This window comes from Lysinibacillus contaminans, assembly GCF_001278945.1.
In the GTDB taxonomy this organism is placed as follows: domain Bacteria; phylum Bacillota; class Bacilli; order Bacillales_A; family Planococcaceae; genus Lysinibacillus; species Lysinibacillus contaminans.
In genome coordinates, this window is sequence record NZ_LGRV01000003.1 from 2,242,881 (window position 1) to 2,258,944 (window position 16,064).

Genomic DNA, 16,064 nt, shown 5'->3' on the forward strand with positions numbered 1-16,064 from the left:
TTCATGATGAAAGAAAGTAGTCACCATGTGGTGACTACTGTTCTTTATTGAAATTGATGACGATGTTTTGCGTTACTTTTTGTTGTGCATACGTTAAAAGCTCGTCATTAATATAAACCTTTGCTTGTGTTGAATCCCCAAGACGAATACGTGCATATGTTTGAGCAGTTGCATCTAGTGTAACAACCTCTCCTGCATTATATACGCGTGTATCAGCTAACAACTCCGTTTGGTTTTGGTCACGAACACCAACAAATGTAGGGCCTGAAACTTCAATACGAATATTAAACACATCTGTACCAGTTAATGTATATGAAGTCGTTTCTCCGTCTGCTTCGATTGTACCCGTTGAAATAGCTTGTTTAACTTCTACTACCTCTTCCTCAGGTTTATCGTCGTCAGCTTTATTTGTAGCATTTTCTTGTTCTTTCTCTTGTTTTTCTTTTTCACTATCAATTGGTTTAGGGTTTTCATCGTATTGCACTTCTGGTGATATTTCTTCCTCTTTTGGTGTACCTGCATTACTTTTAGATTGCCATAATACCCACATTGCTACAATAATCACGACAATAAATAAAGCTGCAATTATTTTCGGCATCGCTTCCATCATTTTATTAGAAGGGCCCTTAAGTTTACGTCTACTCGGGCTCTGTGACATCGATTGTGACACCTGCTCATTCTGAGCCCCCGGTACATCACCTTTATATGTTTCTAATAACTCTTCAGCGTTTAAACCAACAGCTTCCGCATATTGTTTTATAAATGCGCGCACATAAAATGAACCTGGCATCATTGAATAGTTGCCTTCTTCAATACCCATTAAATAACGTTTTTGAATTTTCGTTATTTCTTGTAAATCATCCAAACTATAGCCTTTGGACAGTCTCGCCTCTTTCAGTCGAGTACCTAATTCAGTCACAATTAACACCTACTTTAATATCAATTTCGCCTTGGCGTATTCGCTGCACAAATTTTGAATCGTGCTTGCACGATTCTCTCCTTTTTAAATTTGTGGCATCTGCCAGAGGTTTTAATTTTATTCAGTTAACGTTTATTACGCACACTGAAAAGTTTACAACAACTGCACTAATTCTCTATCCAACGTGGCAGGAGACTCCCATTGAATAAAATTAAAAATTAAATCCACCAAATTCATTGGATTCGGACATCATTTGATTTTTTTCCATTATCTCATAAGTAATTTCTTCATCTGGGTCATTTCGCAATTCAATAATGGTATCGAAATCCTCAATCTTATACTCTGAATGCTGTACAAACATGTCTGGGTGCTCTACTACCTTAATAGAAGACATACTCATCATCTCACGGACAAGTTGCAAGTGACGCTCATCTGTCGAACGTCGTGTAACAATGCCATCTAAAATAAATATATTATTGTCACTGAATTCATCGCCAGCAAGTTTATTTCTTACTGTTTGCTTTATCATTGTAGATGATAAAAAAATCCATTTCTTATTTGCACATACACTTGCAGCTACAATTGATTCTGTTTTACCGACACGTGGCATTCCACGTATTCCAATTAACTTATGCCCGTCCTTTTTGAATAATTCCGCCATAAAGTCAACTAAAATACCTAGCTCGTCTCGTACAAAGCGAAATGTATTTTTTTCATCAGCATCTCGAGGAATATAATGACCATGTCTAATTGCTAAACGGTCACGGAGTTTAGGTTGTCGAAATTTCGTGACATGGATATGTTCCATTGTCGAAACAATCATGCGAAATCGCTCAATTGCCTCATCATTGTCTGTATGCACTAACATACCACGACGTCCTTCATCGACACCATTGATTGATATAATATTGACACGAAGCATCCCTAAGAGTGAAGCAATATCTCCCAATAATCCAGGACGATTCACCTGAATTTCATATTCAAAGTACCAATCGCTCAAATGTAATCGATCCCTTCTTACTTAGATAACGTAAAAAATCCTTTATAAGTTCCATCATAGCGGATTTTTTATGTAATGGAAAGTTCGAATACAACGATTTCTAGCGTTATTTATAAAATTCTTCTCTTTTTTTCAAAGTATCATTCATAAGCTTGCACAAAATCCTTTATTATTCTAATAAAGGATTTATTTACTTTTCGCATTTGAAAAGCAGCCGTACGAAAAGTCACTTTGACTCCTCGAGCGGCCGCTCCGATTTTAATGCACATTCTTATTTTGGACAAGCTTCACAACACAATTGGCAAGTGCGTGCTTCTCATCATCAGAAGCAACACCCCATAAGTCAGAAAGTACACGCTCTTGTTCATTTTTAGGATCGACATTTGTCGCCAAATATTCACCAATTTGAACAGCGGCCTCCTGAATCATTTTTTTCGGCATCCCACTTGACTCTGCTTGTGTCACATTTTGCCCTAAAAAAGAAGTCCATTTTTGCCAGTTTTCTAATATACTCATAACTCCTCCTCCTTTACACACGTAGTATGTGTCAAAAGAGAAATTATATGTACCAGCCACCGTTCAATCTAATAATTTGCCCTGTCACATAATCCGCTTTCCCCGACAGATAGAAGCGTACCATTTCCGCTACATCTGTCGTTTCACCGACTGTTCCAAGTGGAATCTCTTCTAAAATATATCCCAATTCCTCATCATTTAAATGACCGTTCATCGAGGTATTAATAAAGCCTGGTGCAATAGCATTCACTCGAATACGGGATAATGCAGCTTCTTTAGCATAGGACTTTACAAACGCGTGTTGAGCCCCTTTAACCGTTGCATACAGAGATTCGCCAGCAGAGCCAGCCTCACCCCAAATAGAGCCTATAAAGAGCACATAACTAACAGTATGTACACGTAACTTCGAGGATAGTAACGCAGTTAGACGCATTGGATTTTGTACATGAACACGCCATAACGCTTCCATGTCTTCTACTGGTATATCTTCGAGGAGTGCGTAATGTGCTTGGCCACTCGCAAAAACAAGCGCCTGCAAACTAAAAATTTGCGACGCGAGTTCATCTGCTGCCATATTATCCGTAAAATCAGCCTGTACAATCATAAATTCCTGTGTAGGAAAATCAGAAGAAAGCGACTTATATAAAGCTTTTGTCGCTTCCTTGTTGTGCGTATAGTGCAAATAGAGTGACCAACCATCATCAGCCAAGCTATGGCAAATAGAACGACCAATCTCTCCTGATGCTCCGAGCACGAGTGCAAACTTTTTCATTATGCATTCTTCTCAGTCGGCAAAATTTTGAAAACCGTTTGCTGTGATTCGCCTTGAATTGATTTAAATGCTTCTACTATATCTTCAGTCGTTAACTCTTCTAATACCGGTACAACATCAAACAAATTCATGTCATTAAATGAATAACGTGTAAACTGGTTCGCAATAAATTCAATGGAGTTTAATGCACGTAAGAAGAATCCAATTTTTTTACGTTTAATCCGTTCTAAATCAGAACTAACAAATGATGATTTCCCTTCATATTTTGCAAGTTCCGCTTTAATAGCCTTTTCAAGAACATCTGGTTCCGTCGTATCTGAACCAATCATTGCAAAGCCAAAGCCTTTTTCCAACGTAAAATCGAAAGCATATGTTTCATCGATTAGGCCCTCATCATACACATGCGTGTAAAAATCAGATGTACGACCGAAAATAAGCTCTAATCCAATTTGTACTGACAGCTCATGTTTTAACATTTCACGCCCCGAAAGATTCGTTTCCTTCGCTTTTAGGCCTACATATATCTTTGGCTTTTGAACATCCATATGCAATGAACCTTCTTTGACTGCCACTTCTGTCGGCTCATCTTCAAAAAATCGTTGGATTGGTGTTGGCGCTTCAAACTGTTTTTTCGCTTGATTTTCACGAATATACGTCATCATTTCTTCTGGGTCTACTGCACCAATTGCAAAAAGAAGCATATTTGATGGGTGGTAGAAAGTGTTATAACAAGTGTATAAATGCTCAGCCGTAATGCCATCAATCGATTCAATTGTACCGGCAATATCAATTTTCACCGGGTGATTATGATACATATTTGAAATCGTTCCGAAATATAAACGCCAGTCTGACTGATCATCATACATTGTAATTTCTTGACCAATAATACCTTTTTCTTTATTAACTGTAGCCTCAGTGAAATATGGCTCCTGCACAAAGTTCAATAAAGTCTCTGTACTTTTATAAATATGGTCAGTTGCAGAAAATAAATACGCTGTACGTGTAAATGACGTGAAGGCATTTGCTGATGCACCGTACTCACTAAACTTTTGGAACACGTCACCATCTTCTTTTTCAAACATTTTATGCTCTAAAAAGTGTGCAATGCCGTCTGGTACAGTGATTTCTTCTGTAGCACCAATTGGCACAAATGTACGATCGACCGAACCATACTTGGTTGTAAACGTAACAAATGTTTTTGAAAAACCTTTTTTGGGCAAAATATAGACATCTAAACCATTTTCCAATTTTTCGTAGTAAAGTGTTTCATCTAGTTGTTTAAATTCAATTGTTTTCATTGTGCGGCTTGCTCCTTCCCACTTAAGAAATAGACCGCTTCTAGCTGAACTTGTTTCGCCATTTCAATGACATCTTCCTTCGTTACAGCTTTCCATTTATTTACCCAAGCTTCAACGGTGAATTCTTCCGGCAAATCTTTATATTGGTCGTAAATTTCAATTTGACCGCGTGCAGAATCGAGCGCCTCTTTTAACTGATTCGTGAGCATCGCTTTCGTTTGTTCTAATTCTAAATCCGATATGTCGCCAGCTTGGATAACAGCTAACTGTTCTTTAATAAGTGAAAGCGCTTTTTCTTCATTTTTAGCTTCTATACCTGATACAACAAATATTAAGCCGTAATGCGATGCGTAAGAGCTCGATGCATAATAGGCTAAGCTTTCTTTTTCACGGACATTCATAAATAATTTAGCATGTGGATAACCACCGAATACACCGTTGAAAATCTGCATTTTTGCGAAGTCAGCATCACCAAAACGTACTGGTGTACTAAAACCTATGTGTAGCTTCCCTTGCTTCGTTTCGTGTTGTTCACGCACATAATCATCTTTCGGATGTTGTTGCGGTAAAACAGCTGGTATTTCTTCTGGTGTACGATCTTTGAATGGTAATACTTGTTTTAATTTTGCCACTATTTCATCTTCATTGACATCACCAGCTACATAAATATCAATTTTATCGTTTGTAAGCATCGATTCATATGCAGCAAATAGGGATGTTGGTGTGATTTTCCCGATTTCCTCCACCGTACCATTTGCAGAAATAGATGCCGGTTCGTTAGGACGTAGAATTTGTTGGAGGCGCTGTTGTGCAAAGCGTGATTTATCGTCAAAAATGGACTCGATACGCTGTATGACCATCTGCTTCTCACGAGATACTATCGACTCTTTGAATACACCATTTTCTAAATTCGGTTCAAATATAGCTATGTGTAATAAATCCAATACTTCATTCAGCACATTACTATTCGCTAAATATTGATCATTTACTGTTTCCACGTTCATGAGCACAGTATGTTCATTGCCACGCTTTGATGTATCAAAATAAAGCACTGTGCCAAATAAATCGTCTAAAAAACTACGATATGCAGCTGTTGTCGTATATTTTGCATTGCTGTGCTGCAATACATTGGTTAATACGGTACGCTCGGATGCGCTTTCAGCTGTTAATGGGCTTCTCCATTTAAATGAAAAATTAACGGTTTTAAATTGGGTTGTCTGTCGTATATGCAGATTGACACCTTTTGCAAAAGGTATTGTTTTAAACATATGGAACCCTCCTATCTTTCTTAATATAACAATGTTCTACAGATACTATACATGTCTATTGTCTACAATTGCAAAAAGATTTACGTAGTATGTACGAAAAAGACTGAGCTCGTTTGCTCAGTCTTTAATTTTATCGTTTGCCTTTAATATATGGTTGCCCACTTGCTTTTGGTGCATTTGCTTTTCCGATAAATCCTGCTAATGCAAAAATTGTTAAGACATAAGGAAGGATTTGTAGGAATACAGATGGAATGTCTTGTACGTACGGAATTTGATCCCCGGTAATACTTAATGTTTGCGCTAAACCAAAGAATAACGCCGCACCAAGAGCTCCAATTGGATGCCATTTCCCAAAAATCATCGCCGCAAGCGCCATGAAACCTTGACCAGCAATCGTAGCATGCGAGAAATCATTCGTAATTGATTGTGCATAAACCGCACCCCCAAGACCACCAAGTGCCCCAGAAATAACAACTGCGATATAACGCATTTTATTTACGTTTACACCCATTGTATCAGCTGCCATTGGGTGTTCTCCAACTGCACGAAGACGTAGGCCAAAAGGTGTTTTATAAATAATAAACCAAGCACCGAATGCTACTGCAAATGCCAAAATCGATGTACTATAAACGTTTTGGAATAATAATGGTCCGAAGAACGGGATATCCTCTAAATAAGGAATGTTGAAACGACTAATCGTTTGGGTAATCATATCCGTTTGACCTTTATCATATATCAGTTTAACTAAAAATAACGGTACGGCTAACCCTAATAAGTTAATTGCTACCCCCGATACTGTTTGATCGGCACGGAATGAGATTGACGCCACGGCATGTAGAAGTGAGAAAATCCCACCACCGATTACTGCTGCAAGCATGGCTACCCAAATGGTTGCAGCACCGAATGTAGCAGCGTACTCTAAGTTCACATAAATGCCGACAAAAGCACCAACAATCATTAAACCTTCTAACCCGATGTTTACAACACCCGAACGCTCAGAGAATACGCCACCGATTGCTGTGAAAATTAAAGGGGTTGCATAAAAAATAGCAGAGGGAATAATGAAATATAACATTTCTAAAAAGGTCATGTTATTGTCCCTCCTTTTTCTTACTTAACTTTTGTAAACCTACGCGAATAATATAGCCTGATGCTACGAAGAAGATAATTAATGCGATAATAATGGACACAATTTCTTCTGGGATGCCTGCAGCGTTAGGCATGTTTAGTGCGCCGTATTTTAGTGAACCAAATAATGTAGCGCCGAAAATGACCCCAAGTGGCGTGTTCGCACCAAGTAAGGCCACAGCGATTCCGTCAAACCCGATACCTGTGAAGCCTGCTTGTATCGCTGCATTTTGGAATGTTCCAAGTGCTTCCATCGCACCAGCAAGACCAGCGAACATACCTGAGATTGTCATTGCTAAAATGATGTTTTTATTAACACTCATCCCTGCATATTCAGCGGCATGTTGGTTAAAGCCAACTGCTTTTAATTCATAACCACGTGGTGTTTTTTCTAAAATGAACCACATAACAGCTACCATAATAAGTGCAACAATGATCCCGTAGTGAAGACTTGAATTGTCTGTAAGCTCTCTTAAAAACGGAGAACGTAAAGAAGCTGTTTCCTGGATACGTTCTGTTTTAAAGCCACCGTCTGACAAAGATTTAATCACAGCATTCGCAATATAAAGCGCTGTGTAGTTTAACATAATTGTCGCGATTACTTCATGAACTTTAAATTTCGCTTTTAAGAAACCTGCAATAAAGGCCCAGAATGCACCTGCTACTGCCGCAGCAAGTAATGCTAATGGTAAATGAATAATTTTTGGTAGTTCAAATGCATACCCTACCCATGCGGCTGCTAGCCAACCTATAATCAGCTGACCTTCAACCCCGATGTTAAATAATCCTGTTCGGAAGGCGAATGCTACTGCAAGACCTGCCAATATATACGGTGTAATTTGACGGATTGTGTTCCCGATTGAATATGAATCTCCAAAAATACCTGTCCATAATGCTAGATAACCTTGCACAGGGTCATAGCCACTGACTAACATGACGATAGCTCCTACAATTAGACCGATAATGATGGAGACGATAGGAACGAGTATATTAATGACACGATTCGACATGTTATTCGTTCCCTTCCTTCGCTACTTTCGCGTTACTATTTTTACTTTGCCCAGCCATTAATAAACCAAGCTCTTGCTCTGTCGTTTCTTTTGGATTTAACTCGTCTACAATTTGACCGTCGTAAATAACGGCAATACGGTCAGAGACATTCATCACTTCATCTAATTCAAATGAAATTAAGAGTACCGCTTTCCCATTATCTCGTTGTTCGATTAATCTCGAGTGAATAAATTCAATCGCCCCTACGTCAAGACCCCGTGTAGGAAGAGCCGCAATTAATAAATCTGGGTTACGGTCAATTTCACGACCGATGATTGCCTTTTGTTGGTTACCACCCGAAAGTGCACGAGCTGGTGTCATTTCACCATTACCAGTACGCACATCAAATTCTTTCATGATTTGTTGTGCTTTTTCAGATACTTTTTTGTAATCCATAACAAAGCCTTTTGCGATAGGTGATTGGTAATACGTTTGAAGAGCTATATTGTGACCAATTGGGAAATCCAGTACTAAACCATGCTTGTGACGGTCTTGTGGAATATGCCCAACACCTTCTTCTGTAATCTTACGTGGCTTCATGTTCGTTATATCCTTGCCATTAAGCTTCACAGTACCACTTTTCACTTTTCGAAGACCTGTAATAGCCTCGATTAATTCTGATTGACCATTGCCATCGATACCTGCAATCCCAACAATTTCGCCTTTACGAACGTTTAAGTTCAAACCTTTTACTTTATTAATGTTACGGTAATCCGTAACAACTAAATTTTCGACTGACAGTACTTCCTCTGTTGGATGCGCTTCCGTTTTAACGGTTTTGAACTCCACTTGACGTCCAACCATTAATTCAGCTAATTGATTAGGATTTGTTTCAGCCGTTACAACTGTGCCAATACCTTCTCCTTTACGGATGATTGTCACACGGTCAGATACTTCCATGATTTCTTTTAATTTATGCGTAATTAAAATAATCGACTTTCCTTCAGCGATAAGGCGCTTCATAATTTGGATTAGTTCCGTAATTTCTTGTGGCGTTAATGAAGAAGTCGGCTCGTCAAAGATTAAAATCTCTGCACCACGATAAAGCGTTTTCAAAATTTCTACACGTTGCTGCATTCCAACTGTTATATCCTCAATTTTTGCATTTGGATCAACGTCAAGACCATACTTTTCAGATATCTCTGCTACTTTCTTCGCCGCATCTTTAATATTGATGACTCCCATTTTAGTAGGCTCTGCACCTAAAATGATGTTTTCTGTAACTGTGAAATTTTCCACGAGCATAAAGTGTTGATGCACCATGCCAATTCCTAAATCATTGGCAACATTCGGGTCCGTAATTTTTACAGCTTTCCCACGAACAAGAATTTCGCCACCCTCTGGTTGATATAAACCAAAAAGAACGTTCATTAAAGTCGATTTTCCAGCACCATTTTCACCAAGCAGTGCATGGATTTCGCCTTTTTTCAGTTGGAGGGTGATATTATTATTTGCTACGAAACCACCGAATTCTTTACGGATTCCAAGCATCTCAATCACATATTCCAATATATTCACTCCCTTAGGCTCTATTTGTAATTAAAAATTAATACATGAAAAGTCATCGTTTGAAACCTTTCATCTACTAACTTACTACTTTCTCTATCTAAAACTTACGATACTCTCATATAAAACTCGCTTTATATGTAATAGGTAATATAGAAACAACCATTAAATACATGCAGAGAATTAGAAATTTTCTAACAATAACGATAGATTAGAAAAATCACCATAAGGGTCTTCAAAAGGCCCTTATGATGATTCAGAGATGAACTATTTTTCCACTTTTTCTGGAACTACGATTTCACCACTAACAATTTTCGTTTTATATTCATCAATTACTGCTTGTACATCTTCTGGAATGGCACCACGAGAATCAGCAAGTTTCACACCATCTTCAGCTAAACCATAAGTAATCGTTGTTCCACCAGGGAATTCGCCATTTTTAGCTTTATTAGAGATATCAACTACTGCTGCATTAACACCTTTTAACATTGACGTTAAAGTAATGTTTGTAGTATCATCTATTTTCCCTTCCTCGTATTGGTCAGCGTCAACACCGATTACCCATACATTTGCGTTAGGGTCTTTTTTCTTACGTTCTTTTGCTTCAGAGAATACGCCATTACCAGTTCCACCAGCAGCATGGAAGATTACATCTACACCTGAAGAGTACATGCTGTTTGCAGTAATTTTCCCAAGGTCTGCTTTATCAAAAGCACCTGTGTATTTTACTTGGATTTCGATATCTGGATTTACAGCTTTTGCCCCCTCAACAAAACCAGCATGGAAACGGTTAATAACTGGAATATCAACGCCACCTACGAAGCCGATTTTACCTGATTGAGACATTTTCGCAGCAGCAACACCTGCTAAGAAAGCACCCTCTTGCTCTTTAAACAGTACAGAAACAACGTTATCTGCTTTTGCTTCAGCATCAATTAATGCAAATTTAGCTTCTGGGTTATCTAAAGCTATAGCTTCGATAGCATCAGCCATCATAAAGCCAACACCAAAAACTAGGTTGAAGTCACGACGTAATAATGCGTTTAAGTTTGGATCATAATCAGAATGGTCTTTTGATTGTAAATAGGCAAAACCGCCGTCGCCTTCTGTTAGGTTATGTTCTTTACCGTAAGCTTGAACACCTTCCCAGGCAGATTGGTTGAATGATTTGTCATCTATCCCACCAACGTCTGTTACCATTGCAATTGAGAATGCTTCTTCTGTTGGCGTATCGCCTTTTGAAACGTCATCTTTTTCTTTTTCAGGCTCTTCGTCTTTCGCACCACAAGCACCTAAAATCGCACCTGCAGCTAATACTGATGATAATACTAAACCAAATTTACGTTTTCTCATTTTTGGTACCCCCCAAAGATATTGTAATTAGCAGGAAATTTCTAGAAATGTTCTACACCCGTTTTCGTACTACATGGAAGCTGAATTTATCAGCTCGGAAATAATTTTTTGAATAGAGCACTACTTGATCGTGATCATCGTAATGCAGTTGCTTTAATACTAAAAGTGCCGTCTCACGACCACAATTTAAAATCGGTGATGCTACTTCATGATACCCTACTGGATCTATATAGGTCACAGCGTATGCAACATGAATCTTGCCCGATTGTTCAAGTGCAGAAAAAAGTGAAACTTCTTTATTGTTTACAAAGTCAGTAGGCAGGGAGCTCGCTGGTAGTTTATCGATACAATACACTACCGGTTCACCATCTGCTGTTCTAACACGTTCAATCGTGAGTATTTTATCTTCTTCATCACATTGGAAGCGTTTTAAATCTTCTTCAGAAGGTATTTCTTCAGTTGCCTTTAAAAAGCGTGAGCCTGGTTCCATACCTGCTGTTTCAATCATAGAAGAAATGCTCGATAAATGTTCAATGCCCGATGTAAATAGTGGTTTGGGATTAACAAAAGTCCCCACACCATGACGACGCACAATGACATTTTCCTCTTCCAACAATCGGAGCGCCTCTCTTAGCGTCGCTCGACTGACTCCAAGTAATTTTGATAATTCAAATTCTGAAGGCAATTTTTCATTTTCTGTGAAAACACCCGTTTCAATGTCAGATTTCAAACGATCAATCACTTGAAGATATAAATGACGATGATCTGCTTTAATAGTCACTTATAATCACCACCAAAATCAGAGATCAGACATCTGATGTACAACATTCCTACTAATCGTTCATTAATATACCATTATTACAAAGTGAAATAAATAGCTTTGCAAAATTCTGTTGTATAATAGCATTTTTCTTAGCAAATATTGAACATTACGTCAAAAAATTATTACTTTTAATAAACAACTTTTTAATGATCATACTCGTGCACTAATACTTGTCGAGGCTTACTACCTTCTGGCGGGCCTACAATTCCGCGCTGTTCCATTTGATCGACAATGCGAGCAGCACGAGAGTATCCGATACGGAAACGTCTTTGAAGCATCGACACTGATGCTGTTTGCATACTCACAACTAATTGTACTGCATCATTAAATAATTCATCCGTTTCCTCAAATACTTCCACCTCCTCTGTTGGAATCATCTCTTCTTGATACTGAGCTATTTGCTGTTCTATAACAAAATCAACAATCGCTGCAACTTCCGAATCCGATACAAAGGCACCTTGCACACGTGTTGGTTTCGAAGCGCCTGCTGGTAAAAATAACATGTCTCCACGTCCAAGTAGTCGCTCTGCTCCGCCCATATCTAAAATCGTTCTAGAATCGATTGAAGATGAAACCGCAAAAGCAATACGAGAAGGAATATTTGCTTTAATGACACCTGTAATGACATCCACACTTGGTCGTTGCGTCGCAATAATCAAATGAATTCCAGCAGCTCGAGCCATTTGCGCTAATCGTGTAATTGAATCTTCTACATCATTTGACGCAACCATCATCAAATCCGCTAACTCATCGACAATAACCACAATATATGGTATTTTCGGGTGCTTCTCTGCTGTTTCCTCATTAGCCTTTTTCACATGAGCATTATAACCTTCAATATTGCGTGTACCCGTATGTGAAAACAAATCATATCGTCGTTCCATCTCAGATACGACCTTTTTGAGTGCTTGTGAAGCCTTTCTAGCGTCTGTCACAACAGGAGCAAGTAAATGTGGAATACCATTGTAGACATTTAACTCAACCATTTTCGGGTCAATCATCATGAGTTTTACTTCATGTGGCTTTGTACGCATTAGTATTGATACGACAATGCCGTTTATGCACACACTTTTCCCACTACCTGTCGAACCTGCTACAAGTAAATGTGGCATTTTATTGAGCTCAGCAAGTACTGCTTGTCCTGTGATATCACGGCCTAACGCAACCTGCAATAATGCATCCTGCTTCCCGCTTTCTTTTGACTCTAGGACTTCTCTTAATGTCACAATGGCCACTTCACTATTGGGTACTTCAATTCCAATTGCAGATTTCCCTGGAATTGGTGCTTCCATCCGAATATCCTTTGCTGCTAGTGCCAATGCTAAATCATCTTGTAAGTTCACAATCTTGCTTACTTTCACACCGACATCTGGAAGTATTTCATATTTCGTAACAGCTGGTCCTAAATGCACTTCTGTAACCTTCGCCTTTACACCAAAGCTTTGCAATGTTTGCTCAAGCTTTTTAGCATTAGCTTGAATAACTGAATACTCACCGCTTTGATCGTGCTGTGGTGGCAATTGTAAAAGATTGAATGAAGGAAGATGGTAATCGGCATTTTCGACAGTTGTCGTATTTTCAATGTGTACATCATCCGTTAACTCTACTTCTTCCATTTCCCCGCTTGTTGGATTAGAAAACGCGTCCTCATACTGACTTGTAACATTTTGTGTAAAAGCAGAAATTATCGGCTCACGCGACTCTTCCTCCTGTTGGGTGGGAATAGGTGCATCATCTGCTGCAACCTCATCTGCGCTTTCCGTTCTTGTACGTCGACTATTTTTCGGTTTATTTGGCTTGCTTTTTTTCTTTTCTTGTCGTTTTTTTCGCCATTTCTCAAATAGAGTGGGTGTTTTTTCAGCTAGGATTGGTACAAGTGCCTTTCCAGTAACTAAAATTAAACCGATGAACAAAATCACCCATGCAACAACCTTTGCTCCTGTAGCTTCAAATAAAACATGAAGCCCACTAAAGAGTAGTGCCCCAACCATACCTCCACCAAGTGCATTACTGCGATGGACCACACCATCTGTATCGATTAAAATTCGCCAAGACTCTCTCAGCACCGAATCAGATAATAGTCCACTCGATTTTGATAGTTGTTCAAAAAGTATGCTATGGCTAAAAATCGTTAAACTTGCAACAATCAGCACCATTCCGATAATAAGCCGATCTTTTAATGATACTTTTTTACGTCCAATCATCAATAATACAGCGATAAAAACCAACATAAACGGAACAGCAAAATGTAAATTCCCCAAAAGGAACATCGCCATCGTTTGCAAAATCCGCCCAATCATACCATATTCAAAAATCATTATAACGGCCGCGGCAATAAAAACTACACCTAAAATTTCGTACATAAGCGGGTGCATTTCTTTTTTATCGCTTGTTGGTTTCCCTTTCGTTGTTTTCTTTCGTCTGCTATTAGCCATCTCTTCACCTTCTTTTGCAATCCATTCTTATATATGTAGGAAATAATAACATGTAGAACCATTTCCTTTCAAAAAAAAGGATTTCCCCACCGTTACTATCGGTTAGAAAATCCTTTTTCCTTGCACTTCTTATTTAAAGTGTATGCTTCGAGCTTTTATTTTAATACTCCATAATGATAGGGATAATCATTGGGCGGCGCTTTGTTTTTTGGAATAGATACGTATTTAATGTATCACGAATTTCTTGTTTAATGTTTGTCCATTCAAACGTGTCTTTACCCACGTACTTTTCAATAACTGTTCTTGCAATTTCAGACGCCTCTGTCATTAACGCTTCTGATTCACGTACATATACAAAGCCACGAGATAAAATTTCTGGACCTGATGCAATTTTCTTTTGTGCACGATTTAACGTTACAACGACAATGAAAATACCATCTTGGGATAGTAGTTTACGGTCACGGAGAACGATATTACCAACATCGCCAACTCCAATACCATCGATTAGAACGTTACCAGCTTGAACGCGACCACTCATACGCATTTTGCCGTTTTTGTATTCGACAATATCACCTTTATCTGCGATGAAAATTTGCGACTTTTGCATACCTAGCTGCTGAGCAAGCTTCGAATGTGCAATCAGCATACGGTATTCACCTTGTACAGGGATAAAGTATTTTGGTTGCATTAAGTTCAACATTAATTTTAAATCTTCTTGACTACCATGCCCTGAAACGTGAACATTCTTGCTTGAAGTTAAAATTTCAGCCCCTGCTTTTGCCAATTGGTTCATCGTATTTGCCATTTGCACTTCCATTGCTGGCGATGGTGTAAATGTAATCAGCACTGTATCGTCTTTTTTCACTTTAATATCACGATGATGCTTACGCACGATTTTTTCTAGCGCATCAAGTGGTTCGCCTTTGTTACCTGTTGCGATAATAATAATTTCATCATCTTGATATTTTTGCATATCTGAGATTGGAATAATCGTATCTTCGCCCACTGTTAAATAGCCTAATTGCACACCTAAATCGACTGCTTTTTCTAAAGGCTTCCCAACAATCGCCACTTTACGGAAAGAGTTTTGTGCCTGTGTAAACACTTGTTGAATACGTATAAAGTTCGATGCATAAACCGCAACTAGAATACGTCCTGGAGAAGAATGGAATGTTTTTGATAATTGTTCTTCAATGACAAATTCAGATGTTGTATAGCCTGGACGTTCTGCTTCACATGACTCAGAAAGTAAAATAAACACGCCTTCTTCACCTAATTGTGCCATTTTCGCTAGATCCGGCTTAAATTTACCTGTAGCTGATTGATCGAATTTGAATTCGCCAGTATGCACAATCGCTCCTTCAGATGTATGGAACACTACTCCTAATGCGTCGGGAATACTATGTGTTGTATGGAAGAATGTCACATACGTCGAGTTGAAATTCATACGGCTTCGATTTGTTACTTCAAAGAATTTCACCTGATGTGGTGCAGGCAATTCTTTTAAATGTTCTTTTGCAAGCGCAATTGTTAACTTAGATCCGTAAACTGGCGCTTTTATTTTTTGTAAAACATACGCAATTGAACCAATTGCATCTTCATGACCGTGTGTTAAGAAAATCCCTTTCACACGCTCTTTATTTTCCTCTAAATACGTAATATCAGGAATCACGATATCAATTCCAAGCATTTCGTCTTCTGGGAACATTAAACCACTATCTACAACGAATAGCTCTTCATCAATTTCTACTACGTACATTGCTTTACCGATTTCGCCCACACCACCAAGTGGAATGATACGAATCAATTCATTTTTCTTTTTTGTCAATTTATTTCCTCCTAATAAAATTCGCCTTGGCGAATTTAGTCCGGATTTTGAATCGTACTAGGCCTGCATAATGCAGGACAGTTAGCTGTTGTCGCATGTATGCGACGTACTTAAGCTAACACCCTTTTCAACCTTTCAAAATCTGTGACATTCGCCGGAGGCTCGACT

The 16,064-nt window shown here is 38.6% G+C and carries 13 protein-coding genes; all 13 read right to left on the reverse strand.

Annotation, left to right across the window (positions count from 1 at the left end):
- Window positions 1-34: 34 nt before the first annotated feature.
- Window positions 35-928, reverse strand: a complete 894-nt coding sequence (locus tag AEA09_RS13050) for a helix-turn-helix domain-containing protein (RefSeq protein WP_211263251.1) — start codon at window positions 926-928, stop codon at window positions 35-37.
- Window positions 929-1,130: 202 nt separating this feature from the next.
- Window positions 1,131-1,919: a DUF3388 domain-containing protein gene (locus tag AEA09_RS13055; RefSeq protein ID WP_053584268.1), complete on the reverse strand. Its 789-nt coding sequence runs from the start codon at window positions 1,917-1,919 to the stop codon at window positions 1,131-1,133.
- A 258-nt stretch (window positions 1,920-2,177) separates the two neighbouring features.
- A complete protein-coding gene (locus AEA09_RS13060) occupies window positions 2,178-2,435 on the reverse strand; it encodes a DUF3243 domain-containing protein (RefSeq protein ID WP_053584269.1) in 258 nt (85 codons plus the stop codon).
- A 43-nt stretch (window positions 2,436-2,478) separates the two neighbouring features.
- A complete protein-coding gene (gene ymfI, locus AEA09_RS13065; RefSeq protein WP_053584270.1) occupies window positions 2,479-3,207 on the reverse strand; it encodes an elongation factor P 5-aminopentanone reductase in 729 nt (242 codons plus the stop codon).
- Complete coding sequence (gene yfmH, locus AEA09_RS13070; RefSeq protein ID WP_053584271.1) at window positions 3,207-4,505, reverse strand: EF-P 5-aminopentanol modification-associated protein YfmH; 1,299 nt, start codon at window positions 4,503-4,505, stop codon at window positions 3,207-3,209. Before yfmH ends, ymfI begins: the two co-directional genes overlap by 1 nt.
- Window positions 4,502-5,773 (reverse strand): EF-P 5-aminopentanol modification-associated protein YfmF, encoded by a 1,272-nt coding sequence (gene yfmF / locus AEA09_RS13075; RefSeq protein WP_053584272.1) that lies wholly within the window; start codon window positions 5,771-5,773, stop codon window positions 4,502-4,504. Before yfmF ends, yfmH begins: the two co-directional genes overlap by 4 nt.
- A 130-nt stretch (window positions 5,774-5,903) precedes the next feature.
- On the reverse strand, window positions 5,904-6,863 hold the full coding sequence (locus AEA09_RS13080) for an ABC transporter permease (protein ID WP_053584273.1): 960 nt from the start codon (window positions 6,861-6,863) through the stop codon (window positions 5,904-5,906).
- Between the two features lies 1 nt (window position 6,864).
- A complete protein-coding gene (locus AEA09_RS13085) occupies window positions 6,865-7,911 on the reverse strand; it encodes an ABC transporter permease (RefSeq protein WP_053584274.1) in 1,047 nt (348 codons plus the stop codon).
- A gap of 1 nt (window position 7,912) precedes the next feature.
- Window positions 7,913-9,460, reverse strand: a complete 1,548-nt coding sequence (locus AEA09_RS13090) for an ABC transporter ATP-binding protein (protein WP_053584275.1) — start codon at window positions 9,458-9,460, stop codon at window positions 7,913-7,915.
- 264 nt (window positions 9,461-9,724) lie between these two features.
- The gene (locus tag AEA09_RS13095; RefSeq protein ID WP_053584276.1) at window positions 9,725-10,810 is read right to left on the reverse strand and encodes a BMP family lipoprotein; all 1,086 of its coding nucleotides are present in this window, start codon (window positions 10,808-10,810) and stop codon (window positions 9,725-9,727) included.
- Window positions 10,811-10,862: 52 nt separating this feature from the next.
- Window positions 10,863-11,591 carry a GntR family transcriptional regulator gene (locus AEA09_RS13100; protein ID WP_053584277.1) on the reverse strand — a complete coding sequence of 243 codons (729 nt, stop codon included), beginning with the start codon at window positions 11,589-11,591 and terminating at the stop codon, window positions 10,863-10,865.
- Window positions 11,592-11,776: 185 nt separating this feature from the next.
- Window positions 11,777-14,068: an FtsK/SpoIIIE family DNA translocase gene (locus tag AEA09_RS13105; protein ID WP_053584278.1), complete on the reverse strand. Its 2,292-nt coding sequence runs from the start codon at window positions 14,066-14,068 to the stop codon at window positions 11,777-11,779.
- A gap of 160 nt (window positions 14,069-14,228) precedes the next feature.
- The gene (locus tag AEA09_RS13110) at window positions 14,229-15,896 is read right to left on the reverse strand and encodes a ribonuclease J (protein WP_053584279.1); all 1,668 of its coding nucleotides are present in this window, start codon (window positions 15,894-15,896) and stop codon (window positions 14,229-14,231) included.
- Window positions 15,897-16,064 lie beyond the last annotated feature (168 nt).

Coding starts and splice junctions, on each gene's coding strand:
- yfmH (WP_053584271.1), bottom strand. CDS start 4,505: ATGAAAACAATTGAATTTAAACAACTAGATGAAACACTTTACTACGAA.
- yfmF (WP_053584272.1), bottom strand. CDS start 5,773: ATGTTTAAAACAATACCTTTTGCAAAAGGTGTCAATCTGCATATACGA.
- AEA09_RS13095 (WP_053584276.1), bottom strand. CDS start 10,810: ATGAGAAAACGTAAATTTGGTTTAGTATTATCATCAGTATTAGCTGCA.
- ymfI (WP_053584270.1), bottom strand. CDS start 3,207: ATGAAAAAGTTTGCACTCGTGCTCGGAGCATCAGGAGAGATTGGTCGT.
- AEA09_RS13080 (WP_053584273.1), bottom strand. CDS start 6,863: ATGACCTTTTTAGAAATGTTATATTTCATTATTCCCTCTGCTATTTTT.
- AEA09_RS13085 (WP_053584274.1), bottom strand. CDS start 7,911: ATGTCGAATCGTGTCATTAATATACTCGTTCCTATCGTCTCCATCATT.
- AEA09_RS13105 (WP_053584278.1), bottom strand. CDS start 14,068: ATGGCTAATAGCAGACGAAAGAAAACAACGAAAGGGAAACCAACAAGC.
- AEA09_RS13060 (WP_053584269.1), bottom strand. CDS start 2,435: ATGAGTATATTAGAAAACTGGCAAAAATGGACTTCTTTTTTAGGGCAA.